Source organism: Pseudomonadota bacterium, from assembly GCA_022572885.1.
In the GTDB taxonomy this organism is placed as follows: domain Bacteria; phylum Pseudomonadota; class Gammaproteobacteria; order Steroidobacterales; family MnTg04; genus MnTg04.
Genome location: JACZVC010000012.1, coordinates 1 through 25,627, shown reverse-complemented (window position 1 = coordinate 25,627; position 25,627 = coordinate 1). Strand labels below are relative to the sequence as shown.

Below are 25,627 nucleotides of genomic sequence, written 5' to 3'. Positions count from 1 at the left end.
TGCGAACAAAAATAAAGTCCACTTCTGGCCGTTAGCGGCCGCTCAGGACTCTACCATCCCAATGGCCGCTTTCGGGTGTATAGCGGACGCTCGATTTGAGCAAAGGCCGATTTTTGACAGTCCGCTTTCGGCCAAATGGCGACACTCAAATACACTATTGATTATCGATTCATTGGCATATGTGAGGGTTTCACAAGTTTGCCGACAATTGCTTGGGTCACGATATCCATCCAATATTCTATAAAGGAATCTGCGTCTTCAGCGTCTATGGGCACAGGATCATAGGCTAGATTATTCACGGCCATTACACTGGAAAGAGCTTCATCAATCTCCCATACATAGTCTAGGCAAAATGGGTAACTGTCGGCCCATCCGACTGGCGACGAAGATAAGGACCAGAATGCCATTTCATACCACCGGTAATCAGAATCATTGCTGGGCCTGCCAAAAACGATATTTGCACAACGTTTATAGAAGTTATGATCACCTATTTGCTCAATTGAGATATTAGTAAAGGCAACTATGTCCCATTTCGATTGTTGTTTATGCACTCCCCAGCCTGCACTTCCTCCAATCTGTTCGAGATCACTCCTTATCAATCCTCTGACACTCGATGCGCTTTCTGCTGTATCAAAAGCTAGAGTAGCATTTCCAATTCGGAGAACGGAGTCGTTGGAGGTGTTTTCCCTTACATCTTGAGCGTGATGATTTATTTCGCCAAATAGTCTCTTTTTTATTTGGGCCAACTCACTCGCAGCTTCATCAAAAACGGCCTCTCTATTACGTCTTCGCTCGTCTCTTGCCTGCTGGTCAGCTTCCTTTCTAGCTTGTGTAACTGCAAGTTCACTAACTGCTTTAGCAAGTCTTTTTTCGACCCCTCTAACATTCTGCGGTTCGCCGCCTCTTGCATTTTCAAGCACAGTTATACAGCGCTCTAAACTCGGCCGAATATCAGGATTTTTTCGCATCATCTGAGACACCAAACCGCGTACGCTTGCAGGCAAGCTGTCTAGAGATTCCGGGGTCTCTTTTAGGTGTTGTTCGCGCAGTGAATCTACATCACCAGAAAACGGCGGAGCACCTGTTGATAGACCATGTGCGATACATCCAACAGCATATATATCTGTTGCACTAGTAGGGCGTTGCAATAACCATTGCTCCGGAGCAGCATATGCCGGTGTGAGACTGTTTCTCAGAGTCTCCAGGGATGTAGAGTCTTCCACAAACTTGGCAATGCCAAAATCTGCAATTTTCCATTTTGCCTCGTGCATCAATATGTTTAATGGTTTTATATCCCTATGGGTAATGTCTTTCGCTTCTTTAAGCCCGCAAAGAATAGCTAATAGAATCTCGATGCAATCGGCTGGAGAACCAACGCCTTTGTCATCGATGTAATCTTGTAAACTCCGATCGCAGACTGGCATGACGATATAATAACGATCAGAGTCAGCATCCTGACCATAATCTAGGATAGGTACGACGTGTTGTAGCGAACGCTCGAAAAGAGATTGTCCTATTTGTAACTCACGATGCGCTGCTTGAGTGGCGGTTAGTTTAAGTTGCTTGATTGCTACTTCCCCACTGCTGCCTTTGCCTAGGAAAACTTCACCGAAGCCCCCAGGTGAACCTAGGGCTTTTTTCGTATCTATCTCCCATATCTCGTGGATTAGTTTAATGGTTTGCATAAAATCAGTGTTTCAAAATCATGCCAGATTTAATCAATGCCAGTGTCGGCTTTGGGTTGCGATTTCAACCGGTCGACGCAACACCTGTGTTAATCCTCTCTGCTGGGGTTTCGATCCCCCTGTGCGGCGTCAACTGGTGATAAACAGACGATGAGGGTTCGCCAAACGCTCGCCCAATCGACTTCAGCGCCCCTCCTCGCTTTCAGCGGTCCCACAGCTCCACTTTCTCTGTCCCCGTGAAGACCTCGACGTCTCCTTTGATTCATCAGCATACACGCCATCTTCTGCGTTTTAGTTAAAGTGTTGCGTCGACCGGTTGAAATCGCAGCCAAAAGCGGACGTTATGGCCGCTCATGTTTCGTGTGTAAGCGACTCCATTTCCAGCTGCCGCATCACCTTTTTGAGGCCAGACGCTCAACGCGCAATAGAGTCTGTCGTTTCACAACTTCCCGTGCTCCAGCGGCCTTTCACGGTGCATCAATATCCATTCCGCATGCTCGTCGAGCGCGGCATTACCGAGGGCCTTGAGAATGCTGAGTTTGTCCTGGGTCGTTTCGGCACGAGCCAGTTGACGCGCCGCGCTGCCAAATATTCTGTGCATGAAATGGTATTGTTTGATCACCTCTTTGTCCGCTTTCGTATGCGCATAGGCTTCTCGCACACCGGCGATCAGCGGCAAGATTCCCATCAGCACAATCAAGGCATTGCGCGCCTCATCCTCGAGCACGTGTTGAAACAAGGCGAGTGCCACCGCGACTGCAATGCCGGCCCACAGACAGGCCCTGCCGATCACCTGCGTGATCATGTGTAGACGCGTACGTTCCGTGACCTTATGCGCGTAGTAACCGATTTGACTGCTGTTGGTTTCATTTTGAGGATCGCCAATCCAGCGCTTGATCGCTTCATCCAGGCCGCATTCGATGCTCGGACCGACGCGGGCCCTGCGGTGGAGACTGGCAACCCGCATAACATTGCGGATCCATTCCAATTCGATGTCCTGTTTCTGGAGAAAATTATCGTGTGCGAACTCGGTGCCAGAACCAGCGCTGACACCGGCGATCTGCCAGAAAAATTGCACCCGCAAACCCTCCGCCAGCACCCGATAATCCAAATACTTGCGATGCCAGTCACGTTTTTCCCCTAACAGATACAAAGCGAAACCAACGCCGAAAAAGAGCAGAAACACATAGACCATATAGTCGTAGTTCGGCAGATCAGCGTACAGAATAAACGACAGTCCCATCAGCACCGCGATGAGATAAGTTCCCCGCAGTGCCATGTTCAAGCGGTGTTGATAGTGATCGGCGAGCCAATCCGCGGCGTAGAAAAGTTGATTCACGCGCCGATCATTGGCATTCAGCTTGTGGTATTCATCGGGCGAGATCAGATCGGTTTTCTCGCAGGCGATCCTGGCGCTGTATTTGAGCGCGTCCTGATTGAACTCATCAGTTCTCGCAAAGATTCGCTGGTAGCGGCGGGGGAGTTGATCAGAGCTCGGCTGGTCGGCATCAGAGCTCAACCAGCGGGTCTGGAGGGGCTGCAGCGGCTCTGCCGGTTGACCGTTCGCCTGATCCCGTGAGCAGACGAGGTGCAGGACGAGATCGTTTTCGTCCTCGGCCAATAACTGTTGTGCCGTCTTCCGATCCTCGAGGAATTCGGGCATTTGGTCGGTGATGTGGTATTGCACGGCCTGCGCTGTGCCACCCAGTTCCTCGGATGGTTTGCCATCCCAAAGTGCCAGCAATATCTGACAGTGACTGGCCACATAAACGCCGGCTTGCGCGTACTGCTTATTGCGCGCTTCGCCATCGCGAGACACGGCCGCCAAGGTATTGCCGTCAACCAGGGGCAGCTCGAATACGTTCGCATATTGGCAAAGATCTTCGAACGCTTTCCTCGCTTGCTCGCTACCAAAATCTCGCAGGTAGAGGTCCCTTGGCACGGGCAAGGGCACGACAAGCCGCAGCCCGAGCGCCCGGGCCACCTTGGCAACCAAAAGGTCGCCGCCTTCAGCCAACAGGGTGAGGATGCCGACCGGCGTATGCGGGCAGAGTTCTTGAATCTCTTCAAAGAACTTCTGAATCCGGTCACTCAAGCCTGGGATTTCGGTTTCGACCAGGTCGCGGTGGCCGGTGACGCCGACGACCAACGACACCGGTTCAATGAGTTCGAGATCCGATATCACCCTTTCGCCGCGGCCCGGGGCCGCGGCGTCCGGCCTGATTGGTCGTCCCGCCTCCGTGGCGATGATCTCTTGCACGGTGTCTTATATCTCCCGGTGGGCGAGCAGCGACTTTACCCAAGTTCGAACACCTCTGCCTGGCTAACCAGCCGGTCGAACTCCCACCTGTCCGCGTCGCTCGCCAAGCCGTGCCGATACAGATCTTTCGGCATCGGCAGAGGCACGATCAACTGCAATCCTTATCCAACGTCAACTGAGGTTGGCCAGTAATCGCCTTTTTTTTATTCGTTCACAATATGTGGATCAAGTGGCGCGAGCGCACGTGCTTTGGACCGTGGCAACGGCTTCAGTCCAATATTAAACTTCGCTTTACTAGGCGAACAATTATTGTTTTGCAGCACAACCATCGACGAAGTTAGCGGCTGGAACGTGAGCGCATTATCTGGGTCTTCTCCAATTGACACAATTAGTTCGTACCTACGTTCCGATTTCTTGTCAAGGCAAATCGCAATTTCCTCGTACCCGCGTGGCGCATGCATTCTTTCTGGAACACAAGTCACTTTTGTTCCATCGTTCGATACATTAAACATTCTCATCAGAGTATCTCCTGTTGTTTATTTCAATTTTCGCTCGGAAAGCCCGACAATATGGTTTATCGAACCGGCCGAAGCGCCTTGTGTGCTTCGTGATGGCGGTTTTTTTCAAATACAAAATGTTAGCGCTCCATCACGATCACATTCCGCTATGGAACGGCTCTTGCCGATAAGCCCTTGCTATCGCGCAGGCCGACAAAAGCCGGATTCGCAAATCCCATCGCTGCAAGCTGCTCGACAATGGGGCTCGCTTCTTCAATTCGATCCAGGTGCAGAAGCACTTGTGCCTCTATATTCAGAATTCGATAATCTTTGGTCGCTCGCGCCAGCGGTTCAATGAGCTCGAGTGACTCTAACCAGGCCGCAAGTGCCTGTTCATCATTACCTGACAGCGCTAGCAACTGACCATCGAGCAGGTACGCTTCACTGAGCAAGCGTGTAGCTTCACGATCATCCGGATGTTCAGATAAAAGACTTAGCAAAGCTTCAGCTGCTTTTTTTGCAGCAGATTCCGCGTCTTCGAGGTGGCCATTTACCTTGAGGGCGTTCCCGGTGAGGATGCGGCCATCAGCCAGGTCTCTCTGCCAGCGGGTTTTGCTGGCATCTTCGGCAAGCAGGGTTTCGATGATCCGCATGTAGTTCCCGAAATTTATCAGGGCCTCTTCAGGATGATCGAGTGCGAGTGCAATGCGGCCCATGCCTGCCCGCAGCACGCCGATGTCCCGCCGCCAGTTGGCGTTGCTCGGGTCCAGCGAAACCAGGTTTTCGCTGATTCTCAACGCAGTCCGAAAACTATCGATCGCCTCGTTCAACTTACCCTGTGCCTCGAGAATTTCGCCGACTCTCCGGTGGCCGAGGCTCAAGCGCCGTTTCCACCCCGTATTCTGAGAGTCTGCGGTAACCAATCTGTTTTTGATCGCGACTTCCTCATGAAACTGTTCGAGTGCACCATCCAAATCGCCGAGCGCGCTTAGCGCCGAACCTACCCACGATGTTGTTTCGGACAGATCGAACTGCATGTTCAAGTCATCGGGATTCCGGGCTACCAGTTCTTTCCCGATCGCCTGGTCACCTAAAAATTGCTCGAGCGCATTATCGGTTTCGCCGCGTGCACTATAAACTGCACCCAGATTCGTATACGCATAACCAAGTTCACGCTGCCACCTCTCATTCTCAGGCTCTCTTTCGACCAGCATTTTCGAAACGTCCATGTACCTCTGAAGATGTTGCAGCGTGCGGTCGAGATCGCCCTGTTCCTTATGAACGTAACCGATCCAAAAATGAGCCTGACCTAATAAGAACAGTGCTTCATTGTTCTCAGCTTCGCGTTGTACCAGCAGCTCTGCATCCGATAATGACCGCTGGAATGCTTCCATGGCTGGACCGAGGTGCCCCTGCGCCATGCGGACCTCACCAATTTGACGCAGTGCCTTGCTTCGTATTGCCAATGTCTCTTGCGTAATGTCCTTGTCGGTAAGTGAGGCAAAATATTCCAACGCTTTGTCGCTGATGCTATCGAGCTCGTCGAGCCTACCGATAGGCTCCAGCTTTTCTCGCAGGTCACCCAATATGAAACTGATCAGTCCTTCAGCTTGAGCACGGTGTTGTAGTGCCTCGCGCTCAGCAACGATCGCCTTTATTGCCAGTACAGTTGTAATTACCATAACGCCTAATGCCATCGCCGTGACACCGGCCATGCGCTGATGGCGACGATGCTGTTCACGATGCTTCAGCTCGTCAAGACCAACACCGAGCAGGCCGGCGATTAACTTCAGCTTTGCGGTGGCCTTGCCGTCCCCCTGGGGCCGCACATCGGCGGCAATCGGTTCGGTGCGTGCGTCAGTCAGCGCCCCGTCCGGGCCCAGAACGTAGCGCAAGGCTTCGGGAAAACACTCCTCGGCTTCCAGCTCTGGTTTGTCGGCTGCATTTGGTTCGCCCTCGACGATGAGGCACAAGATGCGATCCGAACGACCCCAGCGCTTGAAGCTGAGAATCTCCTGATTGACCCAGCGGGAGCGGGCAGCGTGCGGCGAACAGATGACGATCAGACACGCTGAGCGCTGTAAGGCTTCATTGACGACCTTACCCAGGTCAGTTGCGGTGGGCAGTTCGTCACGATCGCGGAAAATCGGGGTGAGGCGGCGGGGGATTAGTGTGTGCGCGGTGTTTTTGCCGACCAAATAGCGGGGCACGCGATACCCCTCCAGCGCCCTATGAAGCCAGACACCCCATTTTTCATCCTGATGGCAGTAGCTGATAAAGGCCTGGTATCGATGATCGCCCGTTTCCGACAAGCTGGCCATGGGTACCTCCATTCAACTTCGGGCCTGCTCCACGGACAATGCGGCTGTAGCTTCGACAGCCCGGTTGTCTTTGGGTCCTTCGGGAGGTCGTCCGTAACTTCTCGGAGGAAACGAGGACCCGTAACTTTTCGCCCCCGTCTTTCGGCGGGTTTGGCCTTGTTGTTTATCACTAAGTATAGTAGAAGATTGGTCAGATGGCCCCACAATTAGCCTAAACGGGCATTAGCCTTCTGACACTGTCTACCAAGTCAAATCCCAGTCATGGACCAGAGCGCAATCTATTGCGCTCACTCACTACTGGGGTGGCGGTGGTAGACTTCAGGGCACGCCGGATCTCGATCCTGAGGGGGATACCGAGATCTGGCGTTAGCGCAACGTCCAGATCCCCCTGGGGACGCCATATTTTTCAATGAGTTATGTGGTAAGTGACCGAAACTCGTTGAACTTAGGTATTGTTTAGGTAAAATCCCGTGCAGAAATACGCCGATTTCGTCGGCGCGCAGATCGGCAAGAAGGGCTGCATTCAGGCCCGATTTTGCAGTTGTGGGAACTGACGGAACTTCCTGTATTATTCGAGCATGGATGAAACTGACCAACTCCCCCCAGGCCAAAATGCAGTAAGCGTGCCCATAGCAGCATGGCAAGGGCTTCCCTCTAATCAGTCGATGAACTGGACGAATCGGAGAACGCCGCTCCCGCTACTCGTCGCGGCCCAAAGCTTTGTGTTTCCTGGGGTGGCGGCAATAGAGGAAGCCCCCGCCCCAGATGTGCCAGTAGAACCCAACATGGTCATGCGAGGGTTCTTGGTTTTCGCGTTCAGAGAGCTTGTAAGAAACAAGGACTCAATCGTTGAGGCGGCACAGCAGTTCATTAGCTGGATTCGCGATATGCTGCAATTCTAAACCACGCTAGCAGTACCTTGTCGTCGTCAATCTCCCCAGCAAACCAAGCCCCCCAAACCAAATCAGCTTGCTCCTCATCAACCAGCAGGGCTTCGATGTAGATTTCGATGAGCATTGCCTGAGGATGGGCTGCCTATAAGTTCGTTTCAGCCTGAGAAAATCTGCTATCTGTGCAGAAATTGGCGGAGCATGGCGAATGTCCGCTTTTCCGGAAAGCGGACGTTCGAACTGCTCGAAAACCACGAAAATGAAGGGCCGCTTACGGCCAGAAGCATTAGTAATCGGGCGGGCCTATAGAAGCCTGGCTCCTATTAGGATGTTCACACACATCCAAGCGGGAGAACACCATGAATTACTATGCAGCACTCGACGTCTCATTACGATCAGCCAACATCTGCATCATCGATGATCACGGAAAGATCAAGGCTGAAGCGAAACTGGACTCGGAAGTCGAAGACATTGCCGGTTATTTACACGGTCTCGACTACCCAGTCTCAAGGATCGGCTTGGAAGCCGGCACGCTCACCCAATACCTGACCTATGGTCTTCAGTCAGCTGGCTTCGAAGTCATTTGCATGGAATCGCGGCAAGTTAAAGCCGCACTGTCGGCGATGCGCAACAAAACCGACAAAAACGATGCCCGGGGTATCGCACAGGTCTTGCGCTCAGGCTGGTACAGCCGGGTGCATGTGAAGAGCCTGGCAAGTCATCACATCCGTTTACTGCTGTCTTGTCGCAAGGCCGTGCTCAGTAAATGCGTCGATCTGGAAAATGAAATCCGTGGCCTGTTCAAGGTGTTCGGCATCAAGTTGCCACCGAAGCTCGGCCATGGGAGCTTTGACAAAGCGGTGCGCGAGACCATCGAGGCCGATAGCGCACTGGCGCATGCCTTGCTGCCACTGCTCGAGGCCAGACTGGTGCTGTATCACACCTTCCGTGTGCTGGATAACCGTACCCGCAAAATGGCGCTGCGTGATCCGGTCTGTCAGCGCCTGATGAGTACACCGGGGGTGGGCTTTGTCACTGCCCTGACCTTCAAAGCCGCGGTCGACGATCCACACCGCTTCAAACGCTCTCGAACCGTGGCCGCTCACTTCGGCCTCACCCCCAGGCGCTTCCAGTCCGGTGAGATAGATAACTCAGGCCACATCTCAAGATCCGGTGATCGTGATGTGCGTCGCACCCTCTACACCGCTGCCAACGCCATGATAACGCGCAGCGCAAAATGGTCATCACTGAAAGCCTGGGGGATGCAGCTCGCCAAGACTCGCGGTCATCGCCGAGCGGTCGTTGCGGTCGCCAGAAAACTTGCCGTCATCCTCCACCGCATGTGGCTCGATGACACCCAGTTCCGCTGGGGTACGGAGGGAGCAAGGTCATGAAATAACCGCTCACTCCAACCTCAAAAGGAGCGTCCCGGCGTGGACGTGGTCTGGATGAAGCCGTGTCTGTCTGCTGTGCATAAAAGCACGTCCAAAAGCCTGGCTCTCCACACCGTCCGACTGATGCCTGCAGCGGCTGGATACCACCAGTACCGACTGCGAAGAGAAGCTTGACCCACGCCAAGACGCGACCAATACCATGCCATAAAAACTGGGAGCTTGACATTAACGCCCGATTAGAGAAGCGGACATTCAATCGACCAGTAAAGCAACGTGCTGACGGGCTGCTTTCGGCTGCGGTTTCAACCGATCGATGCAACACATGCGTTAATCGTCTCTGCTGGGGTTTCGATCCCCCCGTGCGGGACCAACTGGTGATCAACAGACGATGAAGGTTCGCCAAATGCTCGCCCAATCGACGCAGCGCCCCTACTCGCTTCCAGCGGTTCCACAACTCCGCTTTCTCTGCCGCCATGAAACCTCGACGAGTCCTATGATTCATTGGCATACACGCCATCTTCTGCGTTTTCGATAAAGTGTTGCGTCGACCGGTTGGAATCGCAGTCGTTAGCGGCCCTTCGTGGCAATATTAGCTGAATGTTCGCTTTTGGGTGGAAAGCGGACTGTCAAAATGCCGAAAAGCCGATTTTTGAGGGGTCGCTTTCGGTCAGAACCAGCCGGTCAAGATCGATTACTCTCGACCGATATGAAAGGCGACGAGGAAATCACCCACTGCAACGGCTCCGACTGAAACAAGCGTCCCAAGGGTGTTGAACTGACTGTCGGTTTCGTGCAGCGACAAAGATTACGCGTCGTCTATACTTGGCTATGGGGCCCTTGCCCTCGAGGCCACTTGGAGCCTTTGCCATGAACAATCGCTACCTCATTTCGCTGTCCGGTGGCGGATACCGCGCCGCCTTATTCAATGCCGGTGTTCTTCGCACGCTGCACGAAGCCGACATTCTTCGACCGAACCTTGAACCTGACCGGCTTCACGTGCTTGTAAATGCTGTTTCAGGTGGAGCAATCGCAGCAGAAATTTGGAACCGGTTCCTTCGATCGGAGGAGTATGACCAGGATAAAGACTCTTTCGCACCCGAAGAAGCTTTGATCGCTCTCGTCGAGGGCAGTCCGCGGTTCCTCGGCAAATTCAACTGGCATTGGCGTGGGGCCGTCATTCGGGCACAGGAAGCATGGTTTCGGCACCTTCATGCCTGGTGGCGAAACCTCGAACTGCGTGAAAAGCCGCTTAAGCTCGACAAAAACTTCGCCAAATATGTGAGTCCCGGCGACGCGCAATGCTATCCGGTGTTCATATTCCAGTCGCTCAATTACAACGACGGCCACATCATTGCTTTTCACGAAGGCAGATACTTCGAGGCGGATAGAGATTTTTACGAGCGCGGAATACCGAAAGACGTGCGGGTCGAAAACCTTCCTGCGCCGCACGGTATCGTATCGGCAACGGCTTTCCCGGGCTTCTTCCCGAAGGTGTCATTACCAGAACTCCAGCTCATCGATGCCGGTTTGGTTGACAACCAAGCACTTTACAATTTTCACCCTTTGCTCAAGAAAAACGCCAAGCGCGTACTTGGCCCTGGCGACACATGGTTCCTGTCGAATGCCGGACGTGAAATGAGCGTCGTACGCGACGGCGAACGCTTGCGTTTTTCGGACAAGGTGTTCCGCCTGACCGGCGACCTCGCCCAGCCGAAAATGAACGAACTCATCATGGATATTGTCGAATCTGGGCTCGGCTGCCATGTATGCGGTGTGCACATCGCCGTCTCGCACCTCGACGAACAACTGTGGGTCAAAGGCAACACGATCCAGGAAGCAAAGCACTCGGCTGGATTCCCGACGACCCTCTCTTATATTGGGCGGGCCGACGCGCTGGCGATCCTGTCTCACGGCGCACAATGCGCCGCAAATGCGATCCATGTACCTGCTAAACGGCTTGGTGCCCTCAAGAATCGGCTGATCGACATGGATGCGACCATAAGACGCTGACAGTAGACGATCACGGAGCAGTTCGCCGTGTACCTGCGCTGAAAGCGGCTATTCACTAGGTTATATGAGAAAATCTTCCTGCTCCATTTTGCCTGCTGTTTAATCTTTCAAGCCCACCAATTCCCGACCGGCTCAAGGAGACACACATGAATCTCGACGAAATAAAGGAAAAAGCGCGAATTCGAATAGAGGAAGACAATCCCGGCTCTACGGACTTCAAAGCCATCAAAGTCTTCGACAACATCATGGATGGAAAAATAGTCACGGTATCCTTTCGTACCGCAGCAGGCGAGAAAGACGCGAATCACGACCACTTTCATGGGACGCTAGCTCAAAACGGCATAATGTTGAAGGTCGGCTTTGGGTTGCGATTTCAACCGGTCGACGCAACACCTGTGTTAATCCTCTCTGCTGGGGTTTCGATCCCCCTGTGCGGCGTCAACTGGTGATAACCAGACGATGAAGGTTTGTCAAACGCTCGCCCAATCGACTTTAGCGCCCCTGCTCGCTTTCAGCGGTCCCACAGCTCCACTTTCTCTGCCCCGTGAAGACCTCGACGTCTCCTTATGATTCATCAGCATACACGCCATCTTCTGCGTTTTAGTTAAAGTGTTGCGTCGACCGATTGAAATCGCAGTCGTTAGCGGCCCTTCGTGGCAATATTAGCTGAATGTCCGCTTCCGGGTGTATAGCGGACGTTCGATTTGAGCAAAAGCCGATTTTTGACAGTCCGCCTTCGGCCAGGAGCGGTTGCTCAAATAGATTATTATTGGGATCGAGCAGATTGTAAGGAAACTACCAATGTCTGTTACTCACGGTGGTGGCCGCGCTAGAAACTTTGACTGGTCAGTTAAACATGGACAATTACTGATCCAAAGCGAATCTGGAATGCGGCATAGTTATTCGTTGGAAGAAATTCTCACAATCATCCATTCACTTCATACCGCATTCAATGAAAACTGGATACCACTGGCCAACAATGTAGAAACAATGTATTCCGGTACTGAGAGGTTGGGATTGGGCACAACAATTTATCAATTACGGCCGGGCGATACCACGCACGCGCAAGGCGCGAGTTATCTTGGAGTCGTTTTGGAAGAAATTGGCGTATTCGAGTGGAACGGAGAAACACGGGGCATTGCATGGCGATTCCACAACTTGGTAGATGATATTAAGTCGCTTCAGGCATTGCTAAATGAAGACTAGATAATTAGGGGCCTAAGTTGACAAGGTCCAGAAGCATGTTTGACTACTGCATCGAATTGGTGCTCGATAGGTTATGGCTGAAAAATTTAGGAAAGTAACGACTTGGCAAATTTTCAAAGAGTAGGATCCATAAGCAACGCCCGTGTTGGCAGTGACTTTGAAAAAGTGGCTGCCTCGGTTCTTGCTGAGGCAGGTATCGTTGTCGAAAAGAATTTTTCGGTAGATGTCCGTATTAGTGAGAAAAAGAAGGCCCATAACTTTGACTTGGGGACCGTTAATCCTCCAATTCTTGTCGAATGTAAGTCCCATTGCTGGACCAGCGGGAACAACGTGCCCAGCGCAAAAATGACAGTCTGGAATGAGGCTATGTATTACTTCGCGACTGCGCCGACGAAGTATAGGAAAATTTTGTTTGTCTTACGCGATATTCGTGCGAAGACGGGTGAATCACTTGCCGAGTATTACGTCCGAACCTACCGACATCTGATCCCACTTGATGTGGAAGTCTGGGAATACGATCAGGAACAGCGGAAGGTCGAGACTCTATAATGTCCGCTTTGGATCGCTAGCAAACCCAGAAATACGCGGCAAAAATCGGCAGCAACACACGATAATCAGGGGCAACATTGGGGGCAACTCAAGTAATGCGAATTTATCTTTCTCTATATTTTCAATAGGTTACACCTATTTTTCGGTAGTCGCCGCCTCCACCAACAACATAGCTCGCCCTTGTGGCGGGCTTTTTTACAGCAATGAAGTGTCTGCCGGAGATTGTCAGTGCTTATGCAGTTTCTCTTGCAGCCACACCTTGATCAGCGATTGATAGGGTACGTCGCGAGCATTGGCCGCAATCTTGATGGAGTCCAGAAGATGCTGAGGCAGACGCAGCGAAATCGTCTTGGTCGTCGGCTTTAGCCTGGGCATGACGACTTGCTGCGCCTGAGTCCAGTCGAGGTAGTCGGAGGAATCGTACTGTTCCCAGAAACGCCGTTCGTCGCCCTCGTTGGCGAATTCCGGTACCGCTTTACGTCGCTTTTTCATAAATTGCTCGCTCCTTCCGATGCATATCCCTGGCTGAGATCACTCGAATTTTTTCCCCCTCGTGGCGCAGGGCGAAAGTAATGTGCAGCAGACGTTTATCATCTGCTTTCCCCAAAGCGTGGAAGCGTGGCTCCCGGTTGCTATGTTTCACATCCTCAAGCAACAATAATGGCGCGTTAAAAAAAACCTGCTCCGCCTCCGCCATCGAGACACCGTGTTTCTCGTTCTTTCGAGTATTTCCCTCATCCCAGTCAAAGCCCGTGATCTTCGTCAAGGCAATCATATTTGTATATTACCATCATATACAAATACGGGCAAACTACCACCTGTTAAACGTCCAGCGGCTAACACCCACGGTGGTCATCGGGCTCGTTTTCTCCGCTATTGCGCGGTTTACACACTCCCCCAGGCCAGGATCCACTGGCGTTGTTCTTCAGTTTCCGGCGTTGTTGGCCGATAGGCTGATTTTTCGCATTCTGTCCAGAAATCCTGCAATTTCGCGAGTCCTTGCCGACCGCTCCGATGTTTTTCTGCAAGATAACAACCGACAACCAGACCTGTACGGCCTACTCCACCCAGGCAGTGGATGTACACGACATGGCGCGCGCACAAGGCGCCTTTAATAGTGTTCAGGAGCTGTTGTAGGTCATCCTGGTGCGGAGGTACCCCCCCATCTCGTATGGGAAAGCGCCGATAACAGACATCGATAGTCCGATCTTCTGCAAGCCTTTCCAAGTCCGGTTCGTACGGGCGTAGTTCTCCCGCTTCGGTGAGATCAATAAAGTATGTAACACCTGAATCAAGAAACCTGGCCAGCTTCGACTTTGACAGGTGCTCAGAACGCATGCCCGGGTACTCGCCGGCCAGAAGTGAGCCGGTTTCTGCCCAGTATGAATTCGGAATCGGTGTATGCAGGGCTAGGTCTCACGAAGGCGAGATCGGGTACGGGTGGGTGACCCGCGGCCGTCCAAGATACTCGTCATAACGGCATGGCCTTCTGGTCCGGATTCCAATGGGTAAGCTCCAGTTTTGCCTCCCCGATCCCCAGTGAGCGTATCCATTTTGCCGCCGCGTTTAATGTGGCCCAGGTCTTCAATTTGCCCTTCAATGTTTCAGCGACGTTACTGCCGTTGGCTGTTTCTATTCTTATGTGGAAACTTGATTGGTTGGCGATTATCCGTACCTGCCGCACAGCGCCCGCCTCAACCAGCGCCCTGATGACTTTTTCATTCATTTCTCTCTTCCTGGAAAAGTTCGGCTTGCTCCGGCACCGGGATGCCCGCCTCTTTGCAGTGTGCTCGAATCATCACTTCGATCATGTTGGCAATGCTTCGATGCTCTTGTTTCGCTGCTATCCGCAAAGCCTCCTTCACCCCCGGGTCGATGCGCAGGTTGAGAGTCGCTGTTTTCAGTCCGGCCATTGATTGCCCTTATGGTGTGAAGTGCGTTACATTGTACAGTAATCGTAACGAATTGTTACACACACGAATAGAGGCCTCACCGACACCCTGTGACGTTCGAGCCATTGAAACTACTGCTTTTTGCATATATTGGCGGCGCGCTGTATGTGGCAATACGCCTCGGCTGGCATATGCGCTATGAACTCGATGCCTATGACTGGCACTTCAAAAAGGCCGAGCATTGGTTCGATTTCTTCTTGTCTACGCTTCTATGGCCCCTCCTGGCCTTAAAACCGCAATCTTTGATACATCCCGAACGGTTCATGGCCAATGACGAGTTTGGGATGATAAACAGGAGGCGAGAACGGGACCGGCTTCGGCACAATCTACCGCCTTGTGGTGAACTCATTCTTTATCGGCCGGCCTGCGGATCGGATGAAAACAACGGTGGCGAGTTTCTCTTTCAAGCAGCCGATATCGAACAGATCCTTAAGGACGATCTGAATTTCTACCCATATCTTTCCAACTCTGATGACAGCGTGATTTTTAACTGGATACGCAAACGCAGTAAAGAGACTCGGGAACCAACAGAGGTACCACATATATGGGACAGATTTGAATTTGTGGCAATCGCTTTGGTTCAAAAAGGCCAAGCGGAGGTGACCTGTCTGGAGTGTAAATCCACCCTCCGGAAGAAAGACCTAATTATCACGGAAAGCCACGTCGGTATCAGTTGTTTTTATGATCAGCTAGTTTGCCCGGAAGGCCACATATTGCTCGATGTCGAGACCACGCATATCTGCTTTTGAGAAGCTAGAATAGAGCAATCGTTCTGACACGGACTCAATCAATCACATAAGTTATCAACGACCACAAGTATAAAGCAGCCAACCCCGCCCTATAAAAAAGTCCTAAGACGCCGGCAAATAACGAAGTAAATGGAAGCACCGATTATTGGTGTCTGTATAACGTGGCTGTCAAAACTCTCAAAAACACTTACTCAGTTTGAAGGCCATCGCTAATCCAGAATCCCAAAGGAACTGAGATGCTTCGTCAAATGGCTCTGTATATTTGTGCGTCTGACCTCCTGGAAGAAGATAGACAACTTGATCCATTTTCGCATCGCCGGTTGAATCGATCATCGTTACCAAAACTTGCTGCGTGGAGGAGGAAGATGAATTAGGTGCGGTACCAACGAAAATCGTAGTTTCGATAGCCAAACTATTGGGTTCCTGGAAACTTAGAAGTTCCTGCTGTTTCTCGCCGGACTGCGCCACCCACTGTATTGTTTCTGATCCTTTCTGCAAGCACTGGACAAGAATAGGGTACCGCTTTGGCACGATTTCCATCAGAAAAGGGTCGCGGGAATTACTTTTTGGTGCCTCCGTATGAACAGAGGACTGCGGACCGAAAATGAGGTTTAAAGGGGACCAAGATGACCCACTAAGCCACGCAATGATAATTAATGCCAAGAGAAATAATAGGCCAAAAAATATTTTCTTATATTGTTCCACAGCATTTGTTCCTCAATGACTTCTTCGCTCTAGGGAGTTCTACACGGCCTATCGTGGAGACATCAAAAAAACCTAGAATTGGCCCAGCTTGACATTCGTTTCTCCAGCCAACTATTAAGGAATCAAGTTGAAGCACCTGCGCTTTGCTCCGTAATACGAGTGCGGAGCGATGTTGCTACCCGCTTTAGTCCAAAGAATACGAGCAGACAAATAGCCAAGACGAACACTTTGATACCGACCATGAACCACATACCAGCTGCAACTTGGCCCGGCGCCGAGGACCAACTGAGGACTGGCAAGAGGCCCAAGACTTGCCAAGCACCGACCGGCACAGCAAGAAAGCGGAATAACTGAATCAAGGCAAATGCGACCTTATACATCGTTATGTCCCCTTTGACACACGATAACCTGGATCGATAACGGACATATTAGTATTCAGAGATGACTGGTAGCAAGATGTAACAGGCGGGGGCAACATTGGGGGCAACTGCAAACACGAGAATTACACTTTCACTTTATATCCAATAGTTTACACCTATTATTCGGTAGTCGCCGCCTCCACCAACACAAAGTCTAAAGCCGTCCCAGGATGGCTTTTTTCCTGCCTGTTATCAGCTAGTTACCCGGAGGACCGAAAGAACGGCGACAGTAGCCATAGCACGATAGCGATTAATGGACATACCATGAAAATAATCATGCTGAGCACGAACTGGGTTATATCGTTACCACGCTCGTAACGACCGTGTATATCCGCTGTCGCTGCTTGGTAACAATGTCTTGCACCATCGATTGGGTAGAATGAAAGATCGATTATCCACTCGAGTGTCTTCCAATAGGAGTATTTCACAGGAAAATCTTTGCGAGAAGTAAATTCCGAGAAATGGCCCACTCGGGCGGAGATCGTAGAATCTGGGTTGCCGCCACCAATCGCATTGCCAAACTGATCAAACGCTATGAGAACTGCAAGCATCCAGCCTTGATATTCGTAATGCATGGCTATGATTCTCCGACTGTCCGATTTTGGTATTGCCTTTCAATCCAATAAAAACCAATTGTTGCAAAGGATTTACGGGATGCAGGAAACGGCCGATTTTCCCACTTTCCGGTTACCGAGTTCCTTACCTTGACTCTACTATCGTGGACGCTTCAATCGGGCCAAATCTTTTCTTTGAGGGCGTCGAAGCGAGGATCGTCATGAAGTGGGATCAGGTAGGGGTCATACTCGATCTTGGCCAGCTGAACCGAGCGTTCTTCAACAGCCAGGTCCAACCACTTGAAGGCCTGGTCGAAGTCCCCCAACTGAGTATAAATTACCCCGGTGAAGTACGCCGGAACATAGAATTCGCCCCGCTCGCGGGTCTCCATGAGTTCATCCAGTATGGGCATCGCCTCTTCGCGGCGCCCGGCTGCGGCATAAGCCTGTGCCAGCACCTGCCGGAACAAGGGAAGCGGCTGCGCTACCTGTAGGTATTCCCTAATCGCATCCTCGAACTGACCAGTCATCTGGTAACCCCAGCCAAGGTAATAACGCGCGGGAATATAGCCGGGATCCAGCTCGACGGCGTTCTGGGCACTGGTTACAGCCTCTTCGAAACGGCCGGCGTGCAGATAGGTGTAGGCGACCTGTGCATTGATGATGGGATTGACCGGATCCAGCCTTAACGCCAGTTCCAGTTCACTCAGCGACTCCTCTGCTCTGCCGGTATGAGCCAGGAACACCGAATACCAGTTGCGCGTGGTCGGGTAATTCGGATCCAGTTTAATAGCGCGCCGAAAGTGCGGTTCGGCCTTCTCGTTGTTCCATTCATGCCAGTGGGCAATCGAACCCAGCACAACCTGTGTACCCGGCAGGCTATCATCAAGTTGTAGCGCTCTCTGGGCGGCGCGCAGGCTGTTTCTCATCGCCTCGGAAGCGTCCACGTAACCCCACATGGCCAGCAGAACCCAAGCCTCTGCCAGACTGCTGTACGCTTTGGCGAAGTCCGGATCGACTGCAATGGCTTGTTCGTAGTACGCGATGGATTGGATCATGGACGCATACTCCCGCTTGTAATAGGCTGCGCGCCCCTTGAGATAAAGTTCGTATGCTTCAACGCTGAATGTCGGTTTTACAGTGCTCCCGGTTGCCGTTAGCATCTCCACCTGCAGGGCGCCCACCACCTCGGTGGCGATCTCTTCCTGTAATTCGAAGATATTATCCAGCCTGCGGGTATAGGAACGGGTCCAGATGGTCAGCCCGTCGGCCACCTTGAGCAGCCGCAGGTCAATCTTGACGATGGCCTCGTTGCCTCCACCGGAACTCCAACGCACGCCGCCTTCCAGTACTGCTTGAACGCCCAGGGTTTTGCCCATCTCTGCCAAGTCCTGGCTTCGCTCGGCGACCAATTTTGTGGAGCGTCGGCCCGGCACCTTTAGTGCCTTGATCCTGGAAAAACGGCTCAGCAACTCTTCCGCGAGGCCTTCCGCGAAAATCACCCCGGCGGGGTCAGAGCTCAGGTTTTTGAACGGCAACACAGCGAGGGAATTTATTTGCGTCAACCGCTCGGCCTGGTAGCGGAACACGGAGAAACCAATGATGCTTACGGTGAGGCCGATGATCAGCACCAGAATAACCTTCGATATTCTGGCGACCCGGAAACTCATCGGGCGCTGATCGAATTCCACTCCCCTGGATGTGAGCTCATAGGCCCATGCCACCACCAGCGCAACCGGGAAACCCAGTAGCACCAGCCAGATCAGTAGTGGCAACGCCCAGTGCGGGAATTCTAACGCCGGAAAAATATCTGCGCCGACCTGGATAAAAAGCCAACCGATAAAAGCGTAGGCCGCACCAACCCGGAACACCTTGCGGCGCTGCAACTCTGCCAAGAGTGAGACTTTTTCCCGGGGAGGGTTGTCGGCCATTTTCCGCTTCTCTTATCACGCGGACATTCAGCTTAGCTTAGCAGAAAACCCGGAAATCGCTGAATCGCTTGATTCGCAAGGTCATTCACAGATATCACGCATTCTTCGGCTTGCGAAGCGAAGACCCGAATCATAGTCTAAACTAAAGGAGAACAAGACAGCATTCAAACCATCGAAAAACAACTGATCAATTCCGGGAAAAAGCATTGGTCGGTGGGTCGGGGATGCATGAATAATTGGAAAAACAGACGACCGATCCAGCAGACTTTCCTATCCGTGATCGTGTCGATCAAGGACGGCATGGAAGGCAAACTCCAGGAAGCTTTATACAAACTGCGGCACGACTGGTATAGCTCCGCGGGCAACACCAAGCCAGACTCACCTTTCAAAGCTGTGAAGAACGTGCATTTCGCTCGTCTTGTCATCATCGACGTCAAGCGCAGCGATATGAGCGTTTTTCGACCACAGTTACTTTTCGAAACCTGGTACGACGAGATCGGTCAAGATCATCTGCTGGACTTATTACCACCAGAAACCGGTAATCAAGAGGCCAATGCCGAAGACTCCCATTCAGAGGAGGATGATCCCGCCAGATTCCGCAAACTACACGAGATGTTCAACTCTGTTTTCGGGTTTTGCGAAAACTATGAAATCGCGAACCTGCCCCTGGATGACAGCGACCGCGAGAATCTGCGCAAATTCATGAGTAAGCACCGTGGCCGGGATTATGCCAATGCGCCTTTTGTCGGCGCACGCGGACGAACGGTAAAACAAATCAAGTACGAGAAAGAACTTCGACAGAACATTTCCGACCATCTCACCGGAAAAAAATGGCAGGAACGCGACCCGGTTGCGGTCTGGAAGGAGATCAAAAAAGGATTCAAACCCGAAGACGAACCACCACCGCAACTTCCCTGGCTGACGCGATTAATCACGGATGCCGGACTGTCCGGTTTCTTGGTCACCTACGTCGGCTTCCTGCTGGGCCTGCCGCTAATTGCCTTTTTTGTTTACGCGGCGGTGCCGGCGCTGGCTGCGCTGCTCGGGGTTTCAGCTGCATGGTCATGGACCGGGGCGTTCGATCCTGGTTGGGCGCTGCTCGCCGTGTTTGGCCCTCTACTTTACCTCGTCGTTGTGTTGAACTGGCACGAGATCAATGACGAATACGACGAGTTGACTCAGCCCGATCCGGTAAAGTTCGTCAAAAACGAAGAGCACATCCTACAGAACCCAATGTCCAGCGCCATCCTGGTCAAATCCGGGCTATTTCGTCTTGTTAGCCTGGAATTGGTGCTGTGGTTTGTCCGCTGGGTGGCTAGGTTCAGTGACACAAAGGGCCAGCTGGGTGGTATTTCTTCGATCCATTTCGCCCGCTGGGCTATTTTTGGCAGGCCGCCCGTTTTGCTGTTCATGAGCAATTACAACAGCAGTTGGGAGAACTACCTCAGCGAGTTCGTCGAAAATGCGGCGGCTGGGCTGACCTTGATCTGGACCCACGCCCATGCTTTTCCCCGTACACGCTGGCTGATCACCAAGGGCGCCAAGGACGAACAAGCCTTCAAGGCCTATTCCCGCAATTCAATGATCGAGACCCACCTCTGGTACAGCGCCTACCCCTACCTGTCCATCATCGAGATCAATCGTAACTCGAGAATCAGGCAAGCCCTGCACAGAAAAAAAATGACTGCGGACGAGGCGAAGAACTGGCTACGGCTGTTTGGCGGCACCACGGAAGCATTATGAGCGAACTGGAACGCGAAGACATCCAGGGCATCATCCTCCGCGGTTACGAGGAAATGGATGCCGCCTGCCTGGTCTTGTTGCAAATCACTGATGTCGATCGATTGCGGGAATGGCTAAAGCGAACCAGCTTTACGAATGCCACGCGAAAGCCCGTCAAGTTACGTCGCGACCGGTGCCTGAATATCGCCTTCACCCGCCCGGGACTGGACAAATTCGACGAGACCAAGGGCATTTTCGAACAGGTATCCCGGCAGTTCCATGAGGGCATGGTCGGACCCGAGGATCACGGTAAGAGCGAGCATCCCGAGGATTCCCCCCACATCCATCATCGCCAGAGATTGCTGGGCGATATTGGTGAAAGCGCGCCTTACAAATGGGTCTGGGGCTATGACAGCGACGAACTCGAGCGCGGCGATCTGGGAAAGGAGATCCACCTGTTAGTGATGCTGTATGCGCCGGACGAGGCGCAATTGGCAAATCTGTACAACAAAGTCGCTGGTGGGGATGTCGGCTTCAAAACGGCCTCCCCGTGGGGTGGAACACCTGGGGGCGAGGCATCTGGGGATGAAAAAGAATCGGGTAAAGATTTCCAGGAAAACGGCATGAAGGTTGTCCGGGTACTTTCGACGCGGTTATTACCCGGGCGTAAGGAACATTTCGGATTCCGCGACGGTATTGCTCAGCCTGTGGTAAAAGGATCTGGCGTCAGTGGCCGACCGGATAATGTCATCGATGCGGGCGAGTTCCTGTTCGGCTACCCCAACATATACCAACGTTTCCCGATCCCACCCAAGACCAAGAATAACAATCATTTCGGCCGCAACGGCAGCTTCCTGGTGTTCCGGCAATTGTCCCAGGATGTGCCCGGTTTCTGGAAATTCGTGCGCGAACAAGTCACTGGTGATGTACAGCAGGGTACTTGGCTGGCGTCCAAGATGGTCGGACGCTGGCCGAGTGGAGCCCCCATGGTACTGGCGCCGTTTTCGGACAATCCTGCACTGCAAGACGAAGACGGCTTCGGGTTCTATGACATCGACCGCTATGGTTTCCGTTGCCCCTTCGGGTCACACATGCGCCGTACCAATCCCCGAGATTCTTTCCCTGGTGCATCTGAAAAGTCCTCGGTACACGGCCGGCATCACCGCATCATCCGCCGGGGCCGGGCCTATGGGCCGCCGTTGGCGGGACAGGATTTCATCAAGGGAAACGGGACTACCATATGTCCGGAAAAAGCGTGGGGAAATAAATGGGGGGCCAAAGACACGGTGGTCGACAACAATCCAGGTGAACTGGTCCGGGGACTGCATTTCATGTGCTTCAATGCCAATATCGCCCGGCAGTTTGAGTCCATTCAATCGGCCTGGATCATGAGTCCGAAATTTGGCGGCCTTTCCGAGGACCCGGACCCGATCATGGGGGATCATAGCGCATCAAAAAATGTCGTCGATCCCTTGCCCGGTTCTCCGTTCCGCCCGAAATGGCCGAGTGGCCACTTCACGATCCAGCAAGAGCCGGTCCAGCGGCGACTCGACGGCCTGAAACGTTTCGTTCATGTCCGCGGCGGTGCCTATTTCTTCATGCCCGGCATTCGCGCCCTGCGCTACCTGGCCGGTATCTAAAGGTAGCCTGCAATGTCTGACAGCGCAAAAGACTTGTACAAGCACAAGTATTACAAGCAACGGCTTTGGCCGAACTGGATCGAAAGGACCGTTGGCCCCCGGCCGGGGCTGAAGTGGGGTTTTCAGCGCATACTTGGCGAAGTGCCGACCGTCGATCGGGAAAGAGAAAAACGCCCGTTGCTGTTTGTACCCGGGTTTATGATGAGTACGCTTTGGGATGCCCGCAGACAACAGACCCTCTGGTTTGACCCGCGCGTCATCGTTTTCCCGAGCAAGCTTGTTCGGCTGGGCTTCAAGGAACCCAGACTAAACAGCTCCTACGACCGGGTGGACAACTACATAATGGCCAGGGCACCGATGAGATCTTGGCTAGTGCTATCCCCAGGCTACCGGAATTTCCTGAAATGCCTGCGGCCGGGCGTATTTTCCTACGACTGGCGCGACCGTATCGAGACCGAAGCGAAGCGCCTTAAGCTGTTTTTTAATGATTTGCTGGATTATGACGCCGAAGAAAGTATCGAGACGGTGGACCTGGTCACGCACAGCATGGGCGGTTGCGTCGTGCTCAAGTTTTTACAGGACAATAAAAAACTCCACGACCAGATCGGCAAAATTATCTTCATCGCACCGCCCTTCAGGGGGCTTTTGAGCGCCATCAGCACCATCCAGGACGGCAAGACAACCATTTCCAAATTGAATTTCTTCCTCAGCGATAAAAAACTGAGGGACATCGCAACCACCATGCCTGGCATGTACCAGATGGTGCTGGCACCCGCCGAGCAATGGCTGAAACAATTGCCGATGAATGGCGGCACCCTCGATCTCAAATATCCAGTACAGGGCGGCGATCTCTATGACCCAACTCTCTGGAAAAGCCGGCTCAAAAATAAGAAACCTCGGAAAGGCCAGGCTGAAGAAATTTGGGCCCCCAACCAAGACTGCCTGAAGTGGGCAAAAGCTTGGTACCAAAACCTGGATCTTGAGCTCTCCTTTGCCGATGAAGCCCTCAAAGAGCGTATGTTCCTCATTGTTGGTATCGGCTCAAAGGAGACTTGGTCGTCTGTCAGCCAGCACAAAGGCAGTGGTTGGGAAATCAGCGGCCAGGCGAAGCCTGGTCGCGGCCGGATGTTCAACGGCGACGGCATGATCCTGTTTGAATCGTCTTACCTGCCTTTGCCAGATCCAGACCATCAGATCTGGGCGCTGGAAGCCATCAAGAACCAAGATCTGCACGACGATATGATCGGCAATCCGGAGGTCCTGGCCGCAATCGAGAAAATCCGCGCAGAAGGTACAGCCGAAGGTACCGGCTTGACCAAGTACACGGATTTTGTCAGCCGGATATACCCCGCATCGGCGACGCCATAGCCATGTTCGGTGTCTCATGAAAATCCTGTTCGCTGCACTCATGAAAATCGGGAGCGACGTATTCAACTGGGTGCGCAAACTCCTGTCGAGAACGTTTGATTTTTTGGCAGGCTTGATCATCGTCGCGCTCCGCATCATCGTCATGACGATGGCATACCTATCCGTCGTCCTGGCGGCGCTGTGGGTGATGGTGAAATGCCTTTTGTACTGGCTCCCTCCCGTATCAAGGGGGATCTGGAAATTCCTGATGTCCTATTTGGCTCTGGTGTTTACGCTGTCGGCCTTCATACCTGAAAAGATCGAAACCTGGGTGAGCTATGCCAAGAGCCTCAGGCTGGGAGAGGAATACCCGCAACCGTCACAGTTTCAGCACACAGGCCGCATTGCGAGGAACCTGTTGAACATGCTGAAGGCAGATTACGTGGCTGGTGATACACGCCGCGATGCCCATCCAAAACACCACGGCCTAGTCAAGGCCCGGCTGAAGGTGGTTGTTGCGGACATACCCAAAGACCTGCGCCAGGGACTGTTTTCCAAAGATTCCAAAGACGGCCAATACGATGCCTGGGTGCGTTTCTCGAATTCCAGCCCATCCATTAAACCGGACGGCAAGCCAGATGTGCGTGGAATGGCGATCAAGATATGCCATCCACCCGGCGAGCGACTCGAACACGATGGTATTTCCCGAAACGAGCAGGACTTTCTCCTGGTCAGTCACGATGTTTTCCCTGTGAATAATATCGGCCAGTACGAATACCTGACTTTCTCAGTGACACGCGGCGGTATCTTCAAACTCATCTACTTCGCCTACTGCTTAATCGCACCGTGGCGATGGTATGTCATTCGCAACCTCCTCCTTTCAGTGAAAAGGCATAGGATCCTGACGGAAATCACCTGGAACAGCATTACTGCTTACCGGTTCGGTGTGCGCAACCACAAGCTGGCCGTCAAGTTCATCGTCAAGTTCGAATCGTTCAAGCTGGAGTCCGCTCAGGTTGAGCTGAAGTCTGCGTCGCCGACCGTGGAAAAAGACCGTTCTCGTGACTTCCTGCGCCATGGCTTGCGGAAACAACTGAAGCAAGGGGACGTGATCTTGGGTTTTTACGTGCAACGGCAGGTGCACCCATACAAAATGCCAGTGGAGCGTGCGGCCGTGAGTTGGTCGAAGAAGCTGTCCGAGCCCGTGAAGGTAGGCACCCTCACGATACCCAAACAGCGCTTCGACACCAGCGAAATGATGTGGCTTTGTGAGCACATTTCATTCTCACCTTGGAATTGCCTAAAGGCACACAGGCCCCTGGGCAGCCTCAACCGGGCGCGCCGCGACGTCTACCGGAGCATTTCCAGTTTCCGCCATGGGCGTAACGAAATCCCCATTGACGGGCCATCCTGCACGGACCTGGAAGCCGCCTGGCAACGGGCACAAGCAAATGACTTAGTAGTCCCGTAGCCCTACAGGCAGGTCCACCACGGTGATTTTTGGCTCCACTGAATGACCGTAGATGGAAGGCCCGGCTACCCTTTCGCCGTCACCATCAAAATCCATCTTTCGGTGATTCAATCGAGCGCCATCACTATGCGCCAGCAGGTTTCAACCTCGGCCAGCTGATCGTGCGCGTTGAGGCGGTAGCGCAGCGGGGCTGTGTCGTCGAGTAGCTGCGTCGTCAGCGGCAGCACCGTCGTGCTGGGATGCCCGGCTTCGTTCAGCAGGTCGCTCTGCATGACCAGGCAAGGCCGGATCTTGCCGGGCTCGGTGCCCTTTGCGGGGTTGAAAT

General features: G+C 52.8%; 23 protein-coding genes and 1 riboswitch. Of the genes, 10 read left to right on the top strand and 13 right to left on the bottom strand.

The window, feature by feature from the left end; translation table 11 throughout:
* Positions 1-161: 161 nt before the first annotated feature.
* The 4 genes from IIA05_06105 to IIA05_06090 form a co-directional block, all read right to left on the bottom strand.
* On the bottom strand, positions 162-1,685 hold the full coding sequence (locus IIA05_06105; protein ID MCH9026675.1) for a serine/threonine protein kinase: 1,524 nt from the start codon (positions 1,683-1,685) through the stop codon (positions 162-164).
* A gap of 439 nt (positions 1,686-2,124) precedes the next feature.
* On the bottom strand, positions 2,125-3,945 hold the full coding sequence (locus IIA05_06100) for a hypothetical protein (GenBank protein MCH9026674.1): 1,821 nt from the start codon (positions 3,943-3,945) through the stop codon (positions 2,125-2,127).
* A 664-nt stretch (positions 3,946-4,609) separates the two neighbouring features.
* Positions 4,610-6,763 carry a TIR domain-containing protein gene (locus IIA05_06095; protein MCH9026673.1) on the bottom strand — a complete coding sequence of 718 codons (2,154 nt, stop codon included), beginning with the start codon at positions 6,761-6,763 and terminating at the stop codon, positions 4,610-4,612.
* A 51-nt stretch (positions 6,764-6,814) separates the two neighbouring features.
* Positions 6,815-6,928, bottom strand: a riboswitch (cyclic di-GMP riboswitch).
* A gap of 705 nt (positions 6,929-7,633) precedes the next feature.
* On the bottom strand, positions 7,634-7,780 hold the full coding sequence (locus tag IIA05_06090) for a hypothetical protein (GenBank protein MCH9026672.1): 147 nt from the start codon (positions 7,778-7,780) through the stop codon (positions 7,634-7,636).
* A 232-nt stretch (positions 7,781-8,012) separates the two neighbouring features.
* Here IIA05_06090 and IIA05_06085 point away from each other — a divergent pair, with 232 nt between their 5' ends.
* From IIA05_06085 to IIA05_06065, 5 genes are all read left to right on the top strand, one after another.
* Positions 8,013-9,047: an IS110 family transposase gene (locus IIA05_06085; protein ID MCH9026671.1), complete on the top strand. Its 1,035-nt coding sequence runs from the start codon at positions 8,013-8,015 to the stop codon at positions 9,045-9,047.
* A gap of 867 nt (positions 9,048-9,914) precedes the next feature.
* A complete protein-coding gene (locus IIA05_06080) occupies positions 9,915-11,057 on the top strand; it encodes a patatin-like phospholipase family protein (GenBank protein MCH9026670.1) in 1,143 nt (380 codons plus the stop codon).
* A gap of 146 nt (positions 11,058-11,203) precedes the next feature.
* The gene (locus IIA05_06075) at positions 11,204-11,506 is read left to right on the top strand and encodes a hypothetical protein (protein ID MCH9026669.1); all 303 of its coding nucleotides are present in this window, start codon (positions 11,204-11,206) and stop codon (positions 11,504-11,506) included.
* A gap of 352 nt (positions 11,507-11,858) precedes the next feature.
* On the top strand, positions 11,859-12,263 hold the full coding sequence (locus tag IIA05_06070; protein ID MCH9026668.1) for a hypothetical protein: 405 nt from the start codon (positions 11,859-11,861) through the stop codon (positions 12,261-12,263).
* A gap of 102 nt (positions 12,264-12,365) precedes the next feature.
* Positions 12,366-12,812: a hypothetical protein gene (locus IIA05_06065; protein MCH9026667.1), complete on the top strand. Its 447-nt coding sequence runs from the start codon at positions 12,366-12,368 to the stop codon at positions 12,810-12,812.
* Between the two features lie 225 nt (positions 12,813-13,037).
* On the opposite strand, the gene IIA05_06060 is transcribed toward IIA05_06065, so the two are convergent.
* The 5 genes from IIA05_06060 to IIA05_06040 form a co-directional block, all read right to left on the bottom strand.
* The gene (locus tag IIA05_06060) at positions 13,038-13,304 is read right to left on the bottom strand and encodes a BrnA antitoxin family protein (protein MCH9026666.1); all 267 of its coding nucleotides are present in this window, start codon (positions 13,302-13,304) and stop codon (positions 13,038-13,040) included.
* Positions 13,288-13,587: a BrnT family toxin gene (locus IIA05_06055; GenBank protein MCH9026665.1), complete on the bottom strand. Its 300-nt coding sequence runs from the start codon at positions 13,585-13,587 to the stop codon at positions 13,288-13,290. Before IIA05_06055 ends, IIA05_06060 begins: the two co-directional genes overlap by 17 nt.
* A 110-nt stretch (positions 13,588-13,697) precedes the next feature.
* Positions 13,698-14,150, bottom strand: a complete 453-nt coding sequence (locus IIA05_06050) for a dual specificity protein phosphatase family protein (protein MCH9026664.1) — start codon at positions 14,148-14,150, stop codon at positions 13,698-13,700.
* Positions 14,151-14,283: 133 nt separating this feature from the next.
* Positions 14,284-14,538 (bottom strand): hypothetical protein, encoded by a 255-nt coding sequence (locus IIA05_06045; protein MCH9026663.1) that lies wholly within the window; start codon positions 14,536-14,538, stop codon positions 14,284-14,286.
* Positions 14,531-14,725, bottom strand: a complete 195-nt coding sequence (locus IIA05_06040) for a hypothetical protein (protein ID MCH9026662.1) — start codon at positions 14,723-14,725, stop codon at positions 14,531-14,533. The genes IIA05_06045 and IIA05_06040 overlap by 8 nt, the downstream gene beginning before the upstream one ends.
* Before the next feature lie 104 nt (positions 14,726-14,829).
* Here IIA05_06040 and IIA05_06035 point away from each other — a divergent pair, with 104 nt between their 5' ends.
* Positions 14,830-15,513, top strand: a complete 684-nt coding sequence (locus tag IIA05_06035) for a hypothetical protein (protein MCH9026661.1) — start codon at positions 14,830-14,832, stop codon at positions 15,511-15,513.
* Between the two features lie 177 nt (positions 15,514-15,690).
* On the opposite strand, the gene IIA05_06030 is transcribed toward IIA05_06035, so the two are convergent.
* The 3 genes from IIA05_06030 to IIA05_06020 all read right to left on the bottom strand — a co-directional run bounded on the left by IIA05_06030 (position 15,691) and on the right by IIA05_06020 (position 19,122).
* Positions 15,691-16,218: a hypothetical protein gene (locus IIA05_06030; GenBank protein MCH9026660.1), complete on the bottom strand. Its 528-nt coding sequence runs from the start codon at positions 16,216-16,218 to the stop codon at positions 15,691-15,693.
* Between the two features lie 619 nt (positions 16,219-16,837).
* Entirely contained in the window at positions 16,838-17,212 is a 375-nt protein-coding gene (locus IIA05_06025; GenBank protein ID MCH9026659.1) for a hypothetical protein, read from the bottom strand.
* Between the two features lie 152 nt (positions 17,213-17,364).
* Positions 17,365-19,122 (bottom strand): tetratricopeptide repeat protein, encoded by a 1,758-nt coding sequence (locus IIA05_06020; GenBank protein ID MCH9026658.1) that lies wholly within the window; start codon positions 19,120-19,122, stop codon positions 17,365-17,367.
* A gap of 228 nt (positions 19,123-19,350) precedes the next feature.
* On the opposite strand from IIA05_06020, the gene IIA05_06015 reads away from it, so the two are divergent.
* The 4 genes from IIA05_06015 to IIA05_06000 all read left to right on the top strand — a co-directional run bounded on the left by IIA05_06015 (position 19,351) and on the right by IIA05_06000 (position 25,302).
* Positions 19,351-20,865 (top strand): hypothetical protein, encoded by a 1,515-nt coding sequence (locus tag IIA05_06015; protein MCH9026657.1) that lies wholly within the window; start codon positions 19,351-19,353, stop codon positions 20,863-20,865.
* A complete protein-coding gene (locus IIA05_06010; GenBank protein ID MCH9026656.1) occupies positions 20,862-22,484 on the top strand; it encodes a hypothetical protein in 1,623 nt (540 codons plus the stop codon). The genes IIA05_06015 and IIA05_06010 overlap by 4 nt, the downstream gene beginning before the upstream one ends.
* Positions 22,485-22,826: 342 nt before the next feature.
* Positions 22,827-23,852 (top strand): hypothetical protein, encoded by a 1,026-nt coding sequence (locus IIA05_06005; protein MCH9026655.1) that lies wholly within the window; start codon positions 22,827-22,829, stop codon positions 23,850-23,852.
* Positions 23,853-23,868: 16 nt separating this feature from the next.
* On the top strand, positions 23,869-25,302 hold the full coding sequence (locus IIA05_06000) for a hypothetical protein (protein MCH9026654.1): 1,434 nt from the start codon (positions 23,869-23,871) through the stop codon (positions 25,300-25,302).
* 107 nt (positions 25,303-25,409) lie between these two features.
* On the opposite strand, the gene IIA05_05995 is transcribed toward IIA05_06000, so the two are convergent.
* Positions 25,410-25,627: type II toxin-antitoxin system PemK/MazF family toxin (locus IIA05_05995; protein ID MCH9026653.1), on the bottom strand; the 218-nt coding region annotated here is incomplete at its 5' end.